The sequence below is a fragment of the Streptomyces sp. GbtcB7 genome (assembly GCF_019091445.1).
Lineage (GTDB): Bacteria > Actinomycetota > Actinomycetes > Streptomycetales > Streptomycetaceae > Streptomyces > Streptomyces mirabilis.
In genome coordinates this window covers 23726-39041 of sequence record NZ_JAGXJM010000002.1, presented here as the reverse complement: position 1 = coordinate 39041, position 15316 = coordinate 23726, and the positions used below count along the sequence as shown (strand labels likewise).

The 15316-nt window shown below is 71.9% G+C and carries 11 protein-coding genes; 7 read left to right on the top strand and 4 right to left on the bottom strand.

The features are described 5' to 3' along the window. Positions 1-285: 285 nt before the first annotated feature. Positions 286-1164 carry a (2Fe-2S)-binding protein gene (locus KVT44_RS03155; protein ID WP_217566001.1) on the bottom strand — a complete coding sequence of 293 codons (879 nt, stop codon included), beginning with the start codon at positions 1162-1164 and terminating at the stop codon, positions 286-288. Positions 1165-1338: 174 nt separating this feature from the next. Here KVT44_RS03155 and KVT44_RS03150 point away from each other — a divergent pair, with 174 nt between their 5' ends. Both KVT44_RS03150 and KVT44_RS03145 read left to right on the top strand, forming a co-directional pair. Beyond that, a complete protein-coding gene (locus KVT44_RS03150; protein WP_254648946.1) occupies positions 1339-2199 on the top strand; it encodes a GntR family transcriptional regulator in 861 nt (286 codons plus the stop codon). A 132-nt stretch (positions 2200-2331) separates the two neighbouring features. Continuing rightward, positions 2332-2631: a hypothetical protein gene (locus tag KVT44_RS03145; protein WP_099920051.1), complete on the top strand. Its 300-nt coding sequence runs from the start codon at positions 2332-2334 to the stop codon at positions 2629-2631. 89 nt (positions 2632-2720) lie between these two features. Here KVT44_RS03145 and KVT44_RS03140 read toward each other — a convergent pair whose 3' ends face one another. Both KVT44_RS03140 and KVT44_RS03135 read right to left on the bottom strand, forming a co-directional pair. Then, positions 2721-3494, bottom strand: coding sequence for a hypothetical protein (locus tag KVT44_RS03140; RefSeq protein WP_099925320.1), 774 nt, complete (start codon positions 3492-3494; stop codon positions 2721-2723). Positions 3495-3643: 149 nt separating this feature from the next. Continuing rightward, entirely contained in the window at positions 3644-5317 is a 1674-nt protein-coding gene (locus KVT44_RS03135; RefSeq protein ID WP_190171532.1) for a PucR family transcriptional regulator ligand-binding domain-containing protein, read from the bottom strand. A gap of 342 nt (positions 5318-5659) precedes the next feature. Here KVT44_RS03135 and KVT44_RS03130 point away from each other — a divergent pair, with 342 nt between their 5' ends. From KVT44_RS03130 to KVT44_RS03110, 5 genes are all read left to right on the top strand, one after another. Beyond that, the gene (locus KVT44_RS03130; RefSeq protein ID WP_217565999.1) at positions 5660-6559 is read left to right on the top strand and encodes a xanthine dehydrogenase family protein subunit M; all 900 of its coding nucleotides are present in this window, start codon (positions 5660-5662) and stop codon (positions 6557-6559) included. Further along, positions 6559-7143: a (2Fe-2S)-binding protein gene (locus KVT44_RS03125; protein ID WP_067375648.1), complete on the top strand. Its 585-nt coding sequence runs from the start codon at positions 6559-6561 to the stop codon at positions 7141-7143. The genes KVT44_RS03130 and KVT44_RS03125 overlap by 1 nt, the downstream gene beginning before the upstream one ends. 2 nt (positions 7144-7145) lie before the next feature. Further along, positions 7146-9530: a xanthine dehydrogenase family protein molybdopterin-binding subunit gene (locus tag KVT44_RS03120; protein ID WP_217565998.1), complete on the top strand. Its 2385-nt coding sequence runs from the start codon at positions 7146-7148 to the stop codon at positions 9528-9530. Between the two features lie 109 nt (positions 9531-9639). Then, positions 9640-11097 carry an NCS2 family permease gene (locus KVT44_RS03115; protein ID WP_075031101.1) on the top strand — a complete coding sequence of 486 codons (1458 nt, stop codon included), beginning with the start codon at positions 9640-9642 and terminating at the stop codon, positions 11095-11097. A gap of 55 nt (positions 11098-11152) precedes the next feature. Beyond that, on the top strand, positions 11153-12304 hold the full coding sequence (locus KVT44_RS03110; protein WP_217565997.1) for an XdhC/CoxI family protein: 1152 nt from the start codon (positions 11153-11155) through the stop codon (positions 12302-12304). A 54-nt stretch (positions 12305-12358) separates the two neighbouring features. Here KVT44_RS03110 and KVT44_RS03105 read toward each other — a convergent pair whose 3' ends face one another. Further along, positions 12359-15316 carry a SpoIIE family protein phosphatase gene (locus KVT44_RS03105; protein WP_217565996.1) on the bottom strand — a complete coding sequence of 986 codons (2958 nt, stop codon included), beginning with the start codon at positions 15314-15316 and terminating at the stop codon, positions 12359-12361.

Genomic DNA, 15316 nt, shown 5'->3' with positions numbered 1-15316 from the left:
CCCGCCATATTGGCCCACGCCCGTCGACCCTCAGGGGGTTTCGGGGCAAGAGGCCGCCAAGAGAGTGCAAGGGGATGCGCAGGGCGACATTCTGCTCGAACTGCCGCACGAGGGACGGGAGCTGAGTGCGAATAAGATTACCCGTACGGATGGTTCTACGGAAAGTTCCTGCGACAAGTGAGGAAGTTGTGAAGTGCCTGTCATCTGTCGGGCACCCGTCGGGAGTCTCAATCGGAGTTGATCTTAGAGCACCCGAGAGGCCCGTCCGTACGTCGGGGTCGGCGCTCAATCGGTCGCGGTGGCCGTCAACTTGGCGATGCGGTCCGTGTCGCAGGTGCGCGGGCAGTTGACGCAGGTGTCCTCGGGACGCAGGGTGTAGAAGAAGCAGCAGCTCGCCCGGTCGCGGGTGGGCAGGGACTCCCCGTTCGGGCCGCTCAGCTCACGGAACGCGGCGGAACCGACGTACGGCAGGGTGGCCCCCGGCAGCAGCAGCTCCAGCTCGCGCCGCGCGCGCCGCTCCTCGCCGAGCAGCTCGGCGACGTACCAGAGACCCTCGACGACCTCGTCGGTCGCCATGCCCCACAGGGCCCGGCCGCGGCGCCGCATGCGCGGGCCGAAGCCGCCGAGGACCGGCTCCAGGTGTTCGGCCGCCACCGCCCGCACCTCGGCCCGCAGTGCCTCCTCGTCCGGGACGACCCGGGCACCCGGCAGCCGGGCCGCAGGGTCGCCCGGCAGGCAGGCGAATTCCTCGACCCGGACCGCCATCCGGCCGAGCGTGCGCTGGAATGTGACGCGCTCCACAGGAAGGCGGGGCACCCGGCGCAGCAGGAACCACGGGACGGTGATCAACAGACAGGCCGGCCAGGCGTACCGGTGCAGCCCGAAGCTCGCCACCACGTCCGGGCGCGCCCGCTGTCCGTAGTCCCTGATGACCTGCGCCTCGTCCCAGGCGAGGAAGGTGTCGAGGTCCGCCCCGCCCGCCGCGAGCCTGGCGGCGCCGACCCAGCCGTCGCCCTCCGGGGCCGCTTCCCCGTGTCCCAGTTCCCGCACGCTCAGCTCCGGAAAGACCTCGGTCAGCCGGGTGTACGCGTCCGTGACGGCCGAGCGGGCGGGGCGGGCGTCGGCGAGGTCCAGGGCGCCTGTGGCCAGGGCGGGAGCGGACATACGGGTACCCCGCTTCACGATCGTTGACAGGTTAGGCTTACCTTACCCTCAATGTCGGATGTTTGAACTGGGGCCATGTGCGCCTATGGTGCTTGACGGACGGGTGACAACCGCCGCAATGACCCCCAAGTACCACCAAGCCCGGAGGAGGACCCCGTGGAGCAGGCCGGTTCGCTGGGCGCGCGCGGTTCCACCGGGTCGGCGGCCCCGGACATCCGTACGGCGTCCGTCCGGGTGCCCGCACAGGCGCGGGCGGCGGACGTCGAGCGGGAGCGGGGCGTCGCCTCGGACGAGTCCCGGTCCGCCTCCGGGGCCCGTGGCGAGCACACCCACAGCGAGCCGCCCATCCCGCACCTCCGCGTGGAGACCGCGCGCCCTGTCGAGACCGCGCGCCCCGTGGAGACCGCGCGCCCCGTGGTCCAGCGGGCCTCGGTCCGCGGGCAGATCCTCGACGCCCTGCGCACCGCCCTCGTCGCGGGCGAGCTCGCCCCCGGCCAGGTGTACTCGGCGCCCGTGCTCGGCGAACGCTTCGGGGTGTCCGCCACACCCGTACGCGAGGCGATGCAGCAGCTCGCCCTCGAAGGCGCCGTCGAGGTCGTACCGAACCGGGGCTTCCGGGTTGTCCGGCGCGGAACGCGCGAGCTGGCCGAACTCGCCGAGATCCGTGCCCTCCTCGAAGTCCCGGTGGTGCTGCGCCTCGCCCGCACGGTGCCCGCCGCGCGCTGGGCCGAACTGCGCCCGCTCGCCGAGGCGGCGGCGCGTGCCGCGTCCGCGGGGTGCCGTGCCACCTACGCCGAGTGCGACCGCGCCTTCCACCACGCGATCCTCGCCCTCGCCGGCAACGGCCAGCTCGTGCAGATCGCCGACGACCTGCACCGCCGCGCCCAGTGGCCCCTCGTCGGCGGCCCCGTCCCGCGCGGCCGCGCGGACCTCATGGCCAACGCCGCCGAGCACCTCGCCCTCCTGGACGCCCTGACCGCCCAGGACCTCCCGGCCGTCCAGTCCCTCGTACGAGAGCACTTCGCCGACTGCTAGGTCCGGTACGTCGCCTTCCCCTGGCGGACGTCACGGCTCCGTGGGCGCCGAGCAACAGGACGCGCCGCCGGGAACCCGGACGGCCCCGCAGGCGTGTCCCCCGGTACCAGCAGCACACCGGGGGAGAAGACGATGCCCGACCCGTCCTGGCAGGCGATGCAGCAAGCTCAGCAGGCCCAGCAGATCCACCAGAACCACGTACGCCACCACCGCGCGGCGCACGACATGGCCCGGGCCCACGCCCGTCACACCGGGGCGCCCCACACGCACCGCCCCGTGCCGCACACCGGCGCCCGGGGCGGCGGCCTGCGCGGCCTCCTGGTCCTGATCGTCATCGTCGGGGTCGTGGTCTACGTCGCCCACGACCCCGAACTCCGCACCGCGGTGGGGAACTTCGCCCGCAACCTCCTGGCGCACGTCCAGAGCGACTGATCCGGTCCGGCGAACGCGGGGCCGTGACACATGCGGCTCCGCCGCGCGGGCGCGACCAGCCACGAATCACCCGCACCCTCCGCGCAACCTCAAGCGGTTGCGGCGGGCGGAGTCAATTGCCGAGCCAGCCACGTCGGCACCCCCCCGAGCAACCGGAACAACCGTCCCGCCTCCGCCCGCAACCGAGTCGCCTCCGGCTCGGCCTCGGCATCCGCGAGCGAGGCCAATGCCGGAGCCGTGCCCACCAAGTACCCCAACTCCTCCCGGATCCGCAGGGATTCGGCGAACCCGTGCCGTGCCTCGGCCAACTCACCGTCCCGCAGGGCGAGTCCGGCCAGGTGCCGCCAGGTGAAGGAGAGCAGGAGCGGGTCGCCCTGGGCGACAGCGCCCGCGTGGGCACGCCGGTACGCGGCCCGCGCGGCCTGTGGCGACTGCGCGAGGTTCTCGGCGAGCAGCCCGCGCCGGAAGTCCAGCAGCGCCCGCCCCGGCGCCCCCGGGGCGATCAGCGCGGCGGCCCGCCCGAGCGCGGCCCGCGCCTCGTCCGCCCGGTCGCGCACCCCGAGCAGCGTGGCCGCGTACGCGAGCTGCCCGCGCTCACAGGCCGCCGCCCCGCGCTCGTCGTCGCTCTGGGCCACCGCCTCCGCCGTCCGCAGCGCGTCCTCCGCCTCGGCCCAGCCCTGCTCGGTGTACAGGCACCGCTCCACGAGGAGCGAGGCTCTCTGCAGTGCGGGACCCGCCGTCCCGGGCTGGAGCAGTGCGGCCGCGTCGACCCAGCAGGCGCGCGAGCGCAGCCGCCATACCGCGGTCTGGAGTGGATCGTTCCCTGCGTTCGTTCCGGAACCAGACATGGCGGTATGCGCCACGTTGCCCTCCCCGAGCACGCCATTGAGCTGTTGAGTGGTGGCATCTCAGCACGGATCGCGGCGCCCGGCCAAGGGGGTGGGTGAAGGATTTCACAAAGTCGTGGGACTGGTGCGGCACTTGCTGACACGCGCCGCACGGACCCGTGACCTCAGCTCATGCGCAACGCGAGGAAGAAGTCGAGCTTGTCCTCGAGGCGGGAGAGGTCCCGGCCCGTCAACTGTTCGATGCGGCCCACCCGGTAGCGCAGTGTGTTGACGTGCAGGTGGAGCCGCGTGGCGCAGCGCGTCCAGGAGCCGTCACAGTCGAGGAACGCCTCCAGGGTGGGGATGAGTTCGGCGCGGTGGCGGCGGTCGTAGTCCCGGAGCGGGTCGAGCAGGCGCGCGGTGAAGGCACGGCGTACGTCGTCCGGCACGAAGGGCAGCAGGAGGACGTGCGAGGCCAGCTCCTGGTGTCCGGCCGCGCAGACCCGGCCGGGGCGGGCGGCGGCGACCCGGCGCGCGTGCCGGGCCTCCTCCAGGGCGCCACGCAGCCCCTCGGCGGAGTGCACGGCGGCGCTGACGCCGAGCGTGAGCCGCCCGTCGTCGTTCAGGCCGGCCGACAGCGGGTCGCGTACGGCCTCCAGGAGGGCGTCCGCGAGGATGCCCGACTCGGAGCCGTCGTGTTCCGCGGAGACCGCCGGAAGGGGGACGAGCGCGATCGCCTCCTCACCCGTATGGGCGACGGCGATCCGGTCGGAGTGCTCGGGGCCGCTGGTCAGCGGGTCGACGAGGATCTCCTCCAGGAGCGACTGGGCGACCGGCCCGCCCTCGACCTCGCCGCCGTCCCACTCGACGCGGGCCACCACCACCTGCCAGTGCGGTGCGGCGCCGAGCCCGGGCAGCAGCACCGGCGCGGCGACGCGCAGCCGGGCCGCGATCTCCGCGGGTGCCGCCCCCGTCTGCACCAGTTCGAGGACCTCCTGCGCGAGCCGGCGCCGTACCGTGCGCGCCGCGTCCCGCCGGTCCCGCTCGACCGCGATCAGCTGGGTGACTCCCTGGAGCAGGTCGAGCCGCTCCGCGGGCCAGTCCCCGGCGTCCGCCTCGACCGCGAGCAGCCAGTCGGAGAGCACCGTCTCGCGCACATCGCGGGAGGCGGCCGCGGAGCGCCCGGAGGAGCGGATCGGGAAGAGGGAGTAGGTCGTCGTGCCCACGAGCACCCGGTGCGGTCCGCGCCGCCCGGTGCGCGCCGCCGCGAGGTGCTCCGCGGCCAGCTTCGCGGACACGTCCGCGGGCAGCGCGGCCCCGGCGAGCTTCGAACCGGCGATGGGGCGTCCGGTGGGGGAGAGCACCCAGGCCCGCAGGTCCAGGTCGGTGCCGAGCAGGTCGAGGACCACGTCGGGGCCGCCGCCCGCCGGGCCGGACGTCATCATCCGCCGGTGCCGGTCCACCACGGCCGCGAGGTCCCCGGCGCGCTCGCCCGAGACCTGTCGTACGACATGCTCGGTGATCGTCGCGAACGCCACCGACTCGTGCACGGCGAACAGCGGCAGCCGGTGCCGGACGCAGGCCAGGACGAGGTCCTCCGGGACGTCGCCGAGCTCCGCCTCACCGGCGGCGAGGGCCGCGACCCCGGCCGCCGCCAGGATCCGTACGAAGGGCTCGGAGTCCGCGGCGTCGTGCCGCCAGGCGAGCCCGGTGAGGACCAGCTCGCCGCCGGAGAGGTAGCGGCTGGGGTCCTTGAGGTCCGTGGTCATCACACCGCGTACGGTGCGGTCCAGTTCGTCCTCGCCGCCGAGCAGCCGCAGGCCCAGCGCGTCGGTGTCCAGCAGTGCGCGCAGCCGCATTCTCGTCGCCGCCGTTCTTGTCTCGAAATCTACGATGGATCTGAAGGTGAGCAATGGGCGAGCGGGTCCGCGAGCCGTACTCCCTGGTCCCAGCGTGTGCTGGATGTTTCCTGTCGTTTCCAGAGGAAAACGAGGAGGTTACTGATGGCCTCCGTTCATACGAATCTACAAGATGACCGCCCTGGCCAGCCAACTCCTTCATGGTTTCGGTGACTGACCCCGGTGGAGGACAGCGCGGTGTACTGACCTCACTCCACGTGAACAACTCATGAACGAGCCCGGGCCGCCGCACACGATCTGGCTTGATCAGAACGACCCACGATACGAAGAAGAGAGCCACTCATGGACTTCCTTCGCCCCGCCAGCTGGGAGGAGGCGCTCGCCGCGAAGGCCGAGCACCCCACCGCTGTGCCGATTGCGGGTGGCACCGATGTGATGGTCGAGATCAACTTCGATCACCGCCGGCCCGAGTACCTCCTCGACCTGAACCGCGTCGGCGAGCTCAGCGAGTGGGAGGTCGGCGAGGAGAGCGTGCGCCTGGGCGCCTCCGTCCCCTACACCCGGATCATGGAGAACCTGCGCGGCGAGCTCCCCGGCCTGGCCCTGGCCTCCCACACCGTGGCCTCTCCCCAGATCCGCAACCGCGGCGGCGTCGGCGGCAACCTCGGCACCGCCTCCCCGGCCGGCGACGCCCACCCCGCCCTCCTCGCGGCCGGCGCCGAGGTCGAGGCCGAGTCCGTACGGGGATCGCGTCTGATCCCGATCGACGCGTTCTACACCGGCGTGAAGCGCAACGCGCTCGCGCCCGACGAGCTGATCCGCGCCGTCCACATCAAGAAGGCCGACGGCCCCCAGCAGTACTCCAAGGTCGGCACCCGCAACGCCATGGTGATCGCGGTCTGCGCCTTCGGCCTGGCCCTGCACCCCGAGACCCGTACGGTCCGCACCGGCATCGGCTCCGCCGCGCCCACGCCGGTCCGTGCCAAGGCCGCCGAGGAGTTCCTGAACGCGGCGCTCGACGAGGGCGGCTTCTGGGACAACGGCAAGATCATCACCCCGTCGGTCGCCAAGCAGTTCGCGGACCTCTGCTCCGCCGCCTGCAACCCGATCGACGACGTCCGGGGCACCGCGAGCTACCGGCGCCACGCGGTCGGCATCATGGCCCGCCGCACCCTGACCTGGACCTGGGAGTCGTACCGCGGCACTGACGGCCAGACCCATCAGAAGGGGAGTGTCGCGTAATGCGTGTCAATTTCACGGTCAACGGCCGTCCCCAGGAAGCCGACGACGTGTGGGAGGGCGAGTCCCTGCTGTACGTGCTGCGCGAGCGCCTGGGCCTGCCCGGCTCCAAGAACGCCTGCGAGCAGGGCGAGTGCGGTTCCTGCACGGTCCGCCTGGACGGCGTGCCGGTGTGCTCGTGTCTGGTCGCGGCCGGCCAGGTCGAGGGCCGCGAGGTCGTCACCGTCGAGGGCCTCGCGGAGTTCGCCAAGCAGCGCGCGGAGCACGGCGGTTGCGCCACCGGCTCCTGCGGCACCTCGCTGGACGAGGCCAGGCGCTGGGAGTCGAAGCCCCAGGACTCCCACACCGGCGAGGGCGGAGAACTCTCCCCGATCCAGCAGGCGTTCATCGACGCCGGTGCCGTCCAGTGCGGCTTCTGCACCCCGGGTCTGCTGGTCGCCGCCGACGAGATGCTGGAGCGCAACCCCACGCCGACCGACGCGGACATCCGCGAGGCGCTCTCCGGCAACCTGTGCCGGTGCACCGGCTACGAGAAGATCATGGACGCGGTCCGCCTCGCGGCCGCCCGGCAGTCCGAGGCGGTCTGACCATGGGAACCACGGGTACACCCACCAACCTCACGCAGGGCTCCAGGACCAGGGGCGGCATCGGCGAGTCGACACTCCGCCCGGACGGCATCCTCAAGGTCACCGGCGAGTTCGCCTACTCGTCCGACATGTGGCACGAGGACATGCTCTGGGGCCAGATCCTGCGCTCCACGGTCGCCCACGCCGAGATCGTCTCCATCGACACCGGCGAGGCCCTCGCGACGCCCGGCGTCTACGCCGTCATGACGTACGACGACCTGCCGACCGAGGTGAAGAACTACGGCCTGGAGATCCAGGACACCCCGGTCCTCGCGCACGGCAAGGTCCGCCACCACGGTGAGCCGGTCGCGATCGTCGCCGCCGACCACCCGGAGACCGCGCGCCGCGCCGCCGCCAAGATCAAGGTGGAGTACCGCGAACTCCCGGTCATCACCGACGAGGCGTCCGCGACCGCGCCGGACGCGATCCTCATCCACGAGAACCGCGACGACCACCACATCGGCCACGTCCCGCACCCCAACATCGTGCACCGCCAGCCGATCGTCCGCGGCAACGTCGAAGAGGCCGCCAAGAAGGCCGACTTCGTCGTCAAGGGCGAGTACACCTTCGGCATGCAGGACCAGGCGTTCCTGGGCCCCGAGTCCGGTCTCGCCGTGCCCGCCGAGGACGGTGGCGTCGACCTCTACATCGCCACCCAGTGGCTGCACTCCGACCTGCGCCAGATCGCGCCCGTCCTCGGCCTGCCCGAGGACAAGGTCCGGATGACGCTCTCGGGCGTCGGCGGCGCGTTCGGCGGACGCGAGGACCTGTCGATGCAGATCCACGCCTGTCTGCTCGCCCTGCGCACCGGCAAGCCCGTCAAGATCGTCTACAACCGTTTCGAGTCCTTCTTCGGGCACGTCCACCGCCACCCCGCGAAGCTCTACTACGAGCACGGGGCGACCAAGGACGGCAAGCTCACCCACCTGAAGGCCCGGATCGTCCTGGACGGCGGCGCCTACGCCTCCGCCTCCCCCGCGGTCGTCGGCAACGCCTCCTCGCTGGGCGCGGGCCCGTACGTCGTCGACGACGTCGACATCGAGGCCATCGCCCTCTACACCAACAACCCGCCCTGCGGCGCCATGCGCGGCTTCGGCGCGGTCCAGGCCTGCTTCGCCTACGAGGCCCAGATGGACAAGCTCGCCGACGAAGTGGGCATGGACCGGGTGGCCTTCCGTCAGCTCAACGCGATGGAGCAGGGGACCGTCATGCCGACCGGGCAGGTCGTCGACTCGCCGGCCCCGGTCGCCGAACTCCTGCGCCGGGTCAAGGCGATGCCCATGCCGCCGGAGCAGCAGTGGCTCACCGCCGGCGAGGGGGCCGACGTACGGCAGCTGCCGGGCGGCCTCTCCAACACCACGCACGGCGAGGGCGTCGTACGCGGTGTCGGCTACGCCGTCGGCATCAAGAACGTCGGCTTCTCCGAAGGCTTCGACGACTACTCGACGGCCAAGGTCCGCATGGAGGTCGTCGGCGGCGAGCCGGTCGCGACCGTGCACACCGCGATGGCGGAGGTCGGCCAGGGCGGTGTCACCGTCCACGCGCAGATCGCCCGCACCGAGCTGGGCGTCACCCAGGTGACCATCCACCCGGCCGACACCCAGGTGGGCAGCGCCGGTTCGACGTCCGCGTCCCGGCAGACGTACGTCACCGGTGGCGCCGTCAAGAACTCCTGCGAGCTCGTCCGCGAGAAGGTCCTGGAGCTGGGCCGCCGCAAGTTCGGTACGTACCACCCCGCTTGGGCGACCGCGGAGCTGCTCCTGGAGGGCGGCAAGGTCGTCACCGACGGCGGCGAGGTCCTCTCCGACCTGGTGGACGTGCTCGGCGACGAGTCCGTCGAGATCGAGGCCGAGTGGCGGCACCGCCCGACCGAGGCCTTCGACCTCCGCACCGGACAGGGCTTCGGCCACGTCCAGTACACGTTCGCCGCGCACCGCGCGGTGGTCGAGGTCGACACCGAACTCGGGCTGGTCAAGGTCATCGAGCTGGCCTGCGCCCAGGACGTCGGCAAGGCGCTCAACCCGCTGTCCGTCGTCGGCCAGATCCAGGGTGGCACCACCCAGGGCCTGGGCATCGCGGTCATGGAGGAGATCATCGTCGACCCCAAGACCGCGAAGGTGCGCAACCCCTCCTTCACGGACTATCTGATCCCCACGATTCTCGACACGCCGACCATCCCGGTCGACGTGCTCGAACTCGCCGACGACCACGCCCCGTACGGGCTCCGTGGCATCGGCGAGGCCCCGACCCTGTCGTCCACCCCGGCCGTCCTCGCGGCGATCCGGAACGCGACGGGTCTGGAGCTCAACAGGACGCCGGTACGTCCCGAGCATCTGACCGGCAAGTAACCCTCTGTTCGTCTCGGGCCGTCCCCCGGGTCGTGCACCTTCCCAAATCCCGCAGCGACCACCGTGGTCGCTGACGCGGGTGCCCCTGTGAACCTTGGGAGATGGCACCATGACCCAGCAGTCAGTGGAGCCCAGGACCGTCGCCGACGACGCGGGTGCGGGTACCCGCGTCCCGGCCGGGCGGTCCTGGCTCGACCGTTACTTCCACATATCCCAGCGGGGATCCACGGTCGCGCGTGAGGTGCGCGGCGGCGTCACCACCTTCATGGCGATGGCGTACATCCTCCTGCTCAACCCCCTGATCCTGTCCGGCAAGGACGCGGCGGGGCACACGCTCGGCCAGAACGCGCTGATCACCGCGACCGCGTTCGCGGCGGCCTTCAGCACGCTCCTGATGGGCTTCTTCGGCAAGGTGCCCCTGGCCCTCGCCGCCGGACTCTCCGTCTCCGGAGTGCTCTCCTCGCAGGTCGCCCCGCAGATGACCTGGCCGCAGGCCATGGGCATGTGTGTGATGTACGGAGCGGTCATCATGCTCCTGGTCGTCACCGGCCTGCGCGAGATGATCATGAACGCGATCCCGCTGGCGCTGAAGCACGCCATCACCATGGGCATCGGCCTGTTCATCGCGCTGATCGGCTTCTACAAGGCCGGTTTCGTGCACCAGGGGAAGTCCACCCCGGTCACCCTCGGCCCGGCCGGTGAACTCGCCGGCTGGCCGGTCCTGCTCTTCGCCGCCACGCTGCTCGCCATCTTCATGCTCCAGGCGCGCGGCATCCCCGGCGCGATCCTGATCGGCATCGTCGGCGGCACCGTACTCGCCGTGGTCCTCAACGCCCTCGGCGTCATCGCCCCCAAGCAGTGGGCGAGCGGTGCCCCCGAACTGCACGGCAGCGCGGTCTCGATGCCGGACTTCTCACTCTTCGGCAAGGTCGAGTTCGGCGGCTGGGGCGACGTCGGAGTGATGACGGTCGGCATGATCGTCTTCACGCTCGTCCTCGCCGGGTTCTTCGACGCGATGGCCACCATCATCGGCGTCGGCACGGAGGCCAAGCTCGCCGACGCGCAGGGCCGGATGCCGGGCCTGTCCAAGGCGCTGTTCATCGACGGCGCGGGCGGAGCGGTCGGCGGGGTCGCGGGCGCGTCGGGCCAGACGGTCTTCGTCGAGTCCGCGACCGGGGTCGGCGAGGGTGCCCGTACGGGCCTCTCCTCCGTCGTCACGGGTCTGTTCTTCGCGGCCTGTCTCTTCTTCACCCCGCTGACGGCGATCGTCCCCGGCGAGGTCGCGGCGGCGGCACTGGTCGTCATCGGCGCCATGATGATGATGAACGCCCGCCATGTGGACTGGGCCGACCGCGCCACCGCGATCCCGGTCTTCCTGACCGTCGTCGTGATGCCGTTCACGTACTCCATCACCGCGGGCGTCGCGGCCGGAGTGCTGTCGTACGTCGCCATCAAGATCGCCCAGGGCAAGGCCCGGGAGATCGGGGCGTTCATGTGGGGCCTGGCGGCGATCTTCCTCGTCTTCTTCGCCCTGAATCCGATCGAGAGCTGGATGGGCGTGCACTGACACGCCCCTTCCGGTCGACGACCCTCCACGCACCCCCTGTTAAGGAGACCGAGACATGCTGGACATCGCCGAAGAGCTGCACCGGTGGGTCGAGCAGGGACGCGACTTCGCCGTGGCCACCGTGGTGGCCGTCAGCGGCAGCGCGCCCCGCCGGCCCGGCGCCGCACTCGCCGTCGACTCCGACGGCACGGCGATCGGCTCGGTCTCCGGCGGGTGCGTGGAGGGCGCGGTCTACGAACTGTGCCGGCAGGCGCTCGAGGACGGCGAGAGTGTCCTGGAGCGCTTCGGATACAGCGACGAGGACGCCTTCGCCGTCGGTCTGACCTGTGGCGGCATCATCGACATCCTCGTCACGCCGGTCCGGGCGGGCGACCCCGCCCGGCCGGTGCTCGGCTCCGCGCTGGCCGCCGCCGCGAGGGGGGAGGCGGCGGCGGTCGCGCGGATCGTCGGCGGTCCCGCCGAACTGTGGGGCCGGGCGCTGCTCGTCCGCCCCGACGGCTCGTACGAGGGCGGCTTCGGCGCCCATCCCGAGCTGGACCGCACGGTGGTCGGCGAGGCGGGCGCCTTCCTGGACGCGGGCCGCACCGGCATCCTGGAGCTCGGAGAGCAGGGCTCTCGTTGCGGAGCACCGCTCACGGTTCTCGTCGAGTCGTCCGTGCCGCCCCCGCGCATGATCGTGTTCGGCGCGATCGACTTCGCGTCGGCGCTGGTCCGCATGGGCAAGTTCCTCGGATACCGCGTCACGGTGTGCGACGCCCGCCCGGTCTTCGCGACCGCCACCCGCTTCCCCGACGCCGACGAGATCGTCGTCGAGTGGCCCCACACGTACCTGGAGCGCACGGAGGTGGACGCCCGGACCGTCCTGTGTGTCCTCACCCACGACGCCAAGTTCGACGTACCGCTGCTGCGGCTCGCGCTGCGGCTTCCGGTCGCGTACGTCGGCGCGATGGGCTCCCGGCGCACGCACCTGGACCGCAACGACCGCCTGCGCGAAGTAGGCGTCACCGAGCTGGAGTTGGCGCGTCTCAGGTCCCCCATCGGCCTCGACCTGGGCGCCCGCACCCCGGAGGAGACGGCGCTGTCCATCGCCTCGGAGATCGTGGCCGACCGGCGCGGGGGGAGCGGGGTGTCGCTCACCGGGGCACACACGCCGATCCACCACGACGCGACGTCGGTTCCGGCGCGGCGGATCGGGTCGGTGGCCTGAGCCGGGTCGGGGGAGTGTCGGGGGGAGCGCGGGGGTGATGCGGCCGCCGGTCGGCTACTGGGGGGCCGCGCCCGGCAGTTCCTGGTCCCCGGAGGTGAGTTCGTCGAGGTCTCGGGCGAACTCCTCGGTGTCCAGGAACGGAAGGTCCAGGACGTCGGTGGGCAGGCCTGTCGGGCTCTCCGGGCCGAGCAGTGGCTGCTCGGTCCAGATGCACTTTCCGGTCGCGGTGTAGCGGGTGCCCCAGCGCCGGGAGAGCGCGGTGACGAGTTGCAGTCCGCGTCCGCCTTCGTCGGTCTCCGACGCCCGGCGGATGCGCGGCATGGTCAGACTCCCGTCGAAGACCTCGCAGACCAGCTCGGGGCCGTGCAGCAGGCGTAGCCGCACGGGTCCCTTCGCGTGGCGCACGACGTTGCCGACCAGCTCGCTGGCGAGGAGTTCCGTCGTCGGCGTCAGGGCGTCCAAACCCCAGGTGTGAAGCTGCTCGCGAATGTGGCCGCGGGCCTGCCCGGCCGCTCGCGGGTCTTCGGGGAGCAGCCAGGAAGCCATGTCGTCATCGGTCAGCGCGTGGAGGCGGGCGATGAGGAGGGCCGCGTCATCGGCGGTGGAGTGCTCGGCGGGGAGCAGTCCTGCGGTGACGGTGTCGCAGAGGCGCTCCAGATCGGCGGACACCTCACCGGGACCCTCGTGCGCGGCCCGCAGCAGCCGGGCGAGTTCGGCCATGCCGTCGTCGATCTCGCGGGTGGCCGACTCGACCAGGCCGTCGGTGTAGAGGACGAGCAGGCTCCCGTCCGGCACCCTCATCTCGAAGGTCTCGAAGGGCGGCTCCGCCGCGCCGAGCGGCGGATCGGGGGCGACCTCGGGGAAATGCACACTGCCGTCGGGGTGGACCACGGCGGGCGGGGGATGCCCGGCGCGGGCGACGGAGCAGATCTGGGTCGTGGAGTCGTACAGCGCGTACAGACAGGTGGCGTAGGACTCCTCCGCCATGCCGCCGACGATGTCGTTGAGGTGACTCATGATCTCGTCGGGGGGAAGCTCGAGGTCGGCCAGGGTGTGCACCGCTGTGCGCAGCCGCCCCATGGTGGCCGCCTCGGGCAGCCCGTGGCCCATCACATCACCGACGACCAGGGCGACCCGCCCCCCGGAGAGAGGAATGATGTCGTACCAGTCGCCGCCGACGTCCATGCCCTGTCCGGCGGGGAGATAACGGGCGGCAGCGGTGCACGCGGGCAGTTCGGGCAGGCCGCTGGGGAGCAGACTGCGCTGGAGTTCCTGAGAACGGGTGTGCTCGGCGTCGTAGAGCCGGGCCCGCTCCAGGGCCTGCGCGACGAGGGCGCTGATGGTGGTCAGCAGGGTGCGCTCCTCGTCGCTGAGACGGCGCGGCCGGTCGAAGGAGACCACGCACACCCCGAACGTGTGCCCGGACGCGGTCAGCGGCATGAACGCCCAGGCCTGTTTGCCCGCCTGGGGCGGCCGGGCGGCGAGTTCGGGGTAGCGGGACGTGTACTCGGCGCGCGAGGAGAGGAACAGCGGCGTGCCGCTCAGGATCGGGTCCCAGACCGGGTCGCGGGCCACCCGCGCACGGCCGTTGATCGTGTCGAGGAAGGCGGGCGGGTAGCCGACGGCCCCGACGTTGTACACCCGGTCGTCCTCGATGGCCTGCACCACGAGACCGGTGGCGCCGAACGGCGGCAGCACGCGCCGTGCGACGGCGTCCACCACGTCCCGTGAGGTCGTCGCCTTGGCGAGGGACGCGGTCAGCTCGGCGATCCGGGCGGCGCGCTCGGCGGCGGCCTGCTCGGCGGCGGACCGTTCGTCCTCGTGCCGCCGGATCTCGGTCACGTCGGTGAAGTAGAGGGTGAGGCCGTCGGGTCCCGGGACCAGCCGCAGGTGGAGGCGGCGCCCGGTGTCCGGAGTATCCATGTCGAAGCCGGCGGGCTGCTGCGCGGCGGCGGCCTCCCGGCAGCGCTTCTCCAGATCGGGGACCTGCCGGACGGAGGGAAGCTCCCACAGGACGCGGCCGAACAGCTCCTCCTCGGAGGAGCCCAGCATGTGTTCGGCCGCCAGGTTCAGGAAGGTGATCCGCCAGCGGTCGTCCACGGCGAGGAAGCCGTCACTCATGTGGCGAAGAGCCCGGCTGAGCGCGTCGCGTGCGGAGCGGGACTCGTTGCTCTCCCATCCCACCCCGATCATCCGTACGGGTTCGCCCTGAGCGTTGTAGGTCGCCCGGGCGCGGGCCTGGGTCCATCCGTAGGTGCCGTCCAGCCGGCGCACCCGGTACTCGGCCTCGAACACCGTACGGTCCCGGAGTGCCTTCTCCGCCGCTCCCAGGGTCGGCGCCAGGTCGTCGGGGTGGACGATCCGCATCCAGTTCTCGATCCGGCCGGTGAACTCGGCCGGCCTGGTGCCGTAGAGCTCAAGGGCGGCCTCGTCCCAGACCAGTTCGCCGGTCTCGATGTTCCAGTCCCACGAGCCGACCCGGACCTCTTCCAGAGCCTGCCGCAGCCGGTCACCGCTCAGTTCCTCCCGGGGCGGCCGAGCGGGCGGCGGTGCCTGCTGCATGCGCTCCTCGGTCCAGGCGATCACGGCCTGCAGGAAACCCCACTGCTCGACGGTGGGCTCCCCCTGGGCGCCCATCACCACGGTGAGCGCGCCGATACCGCGGTCGCCGCTGAACACCGGAACGGCCGCCAGCCCGGTCCCGGGCCAGGAGACCGCACCGGATCCGGGCTGTTCGCCGGAGCCCGGCGCGATCCACACACCCCGGCCCTGGTGCAGGGCCTGGGCCGGGGCCAGCGGGCCTTCCTGGTCGATGATCTCCCAGGGCCGGGTGAGGACCGCGGGAAGGCCGGTCGCCGACACCAGGCGCAGCGCGGACATGGGGCCCCGCAGATGGATCATTCCCCCCAGGGCACCCAGCTCCCCCACCGCGTGCTGGAGCGCCAGCCGGAAGATCTCACTCTCCGTGACACCAGGGTCCACCGCGCTGAGCAGAGCCAGCCGTGTATTCAT

Excerpts from the sequence above, each read along its gene's own strand:
- KVT44_RS03155 (WP_217566001.1), bottom strand. The coding sequence starts at position 1,164 with ATGTCCGCTCCCGCCCTGGCCACAGGCGCCCTGGACCTCGCCGACGCC.
- KVT44_RS03145 (WP_099920051.1), top strand. The coding sequence starts at position 2,332 with ATGCCCGACCCGTCCTGGCAGGCGATGCAGCAAGCTCAGCAGGCCCAG.
- KVT44_RS03135 (WP_190171532.1), bottom strand. The coding sequence starts at position 5,317 with ATGCGGCTGCGCGCACTGCTGGACACCGACGCGCTGGGCCTGCGGCTG.
- KVT44_RS03130 (WP_217565999.1), top strand. The coding sequence starts at position 5,660 with ATGGACTTCCTTCGCCCCGCCAGCTGGGAGGAGGCGCTCGCCGCGAAG.
- KVT44_RS03125 (WP_067375648.1), top strand. The coding sequence starts at position 6,559 with ATGCGTGTCAATTTCACGGTCAACGGCCGTCCCCAGGAAGCCGACGAC.
- KVT44_RS03120 (WP_217565998.1), top strand. The coding sequence starts at position 7,146 with ATGGGAACCACGGGTACACCCACCAACCTCACGCAGGGCTCCAGGACC.
- KVT44_RS03115 (WP_075031101.1), top strand. The coding sequence starts at position 9,640 with ATGACCCAGCAGTCAGTGGAGCCCAGGACCGTCGCCGACGACGCGGGT.
- KVT44_RS03110 (WP_217565997.1), top strand. The coding sequence starts at position 11,153 with ATGCTGGACATCGCCGAAGAGCTGCACCGGTGGGTCGAGCAGGGACGC.
- KVT44_RS03105 (WP_217565996.1), bottom strand. The coding sequence starts at position 15,316 with ATGAATACACGGCTGGCTCTGCTCAGCGCGGTGGACCCTGGTGTCACG.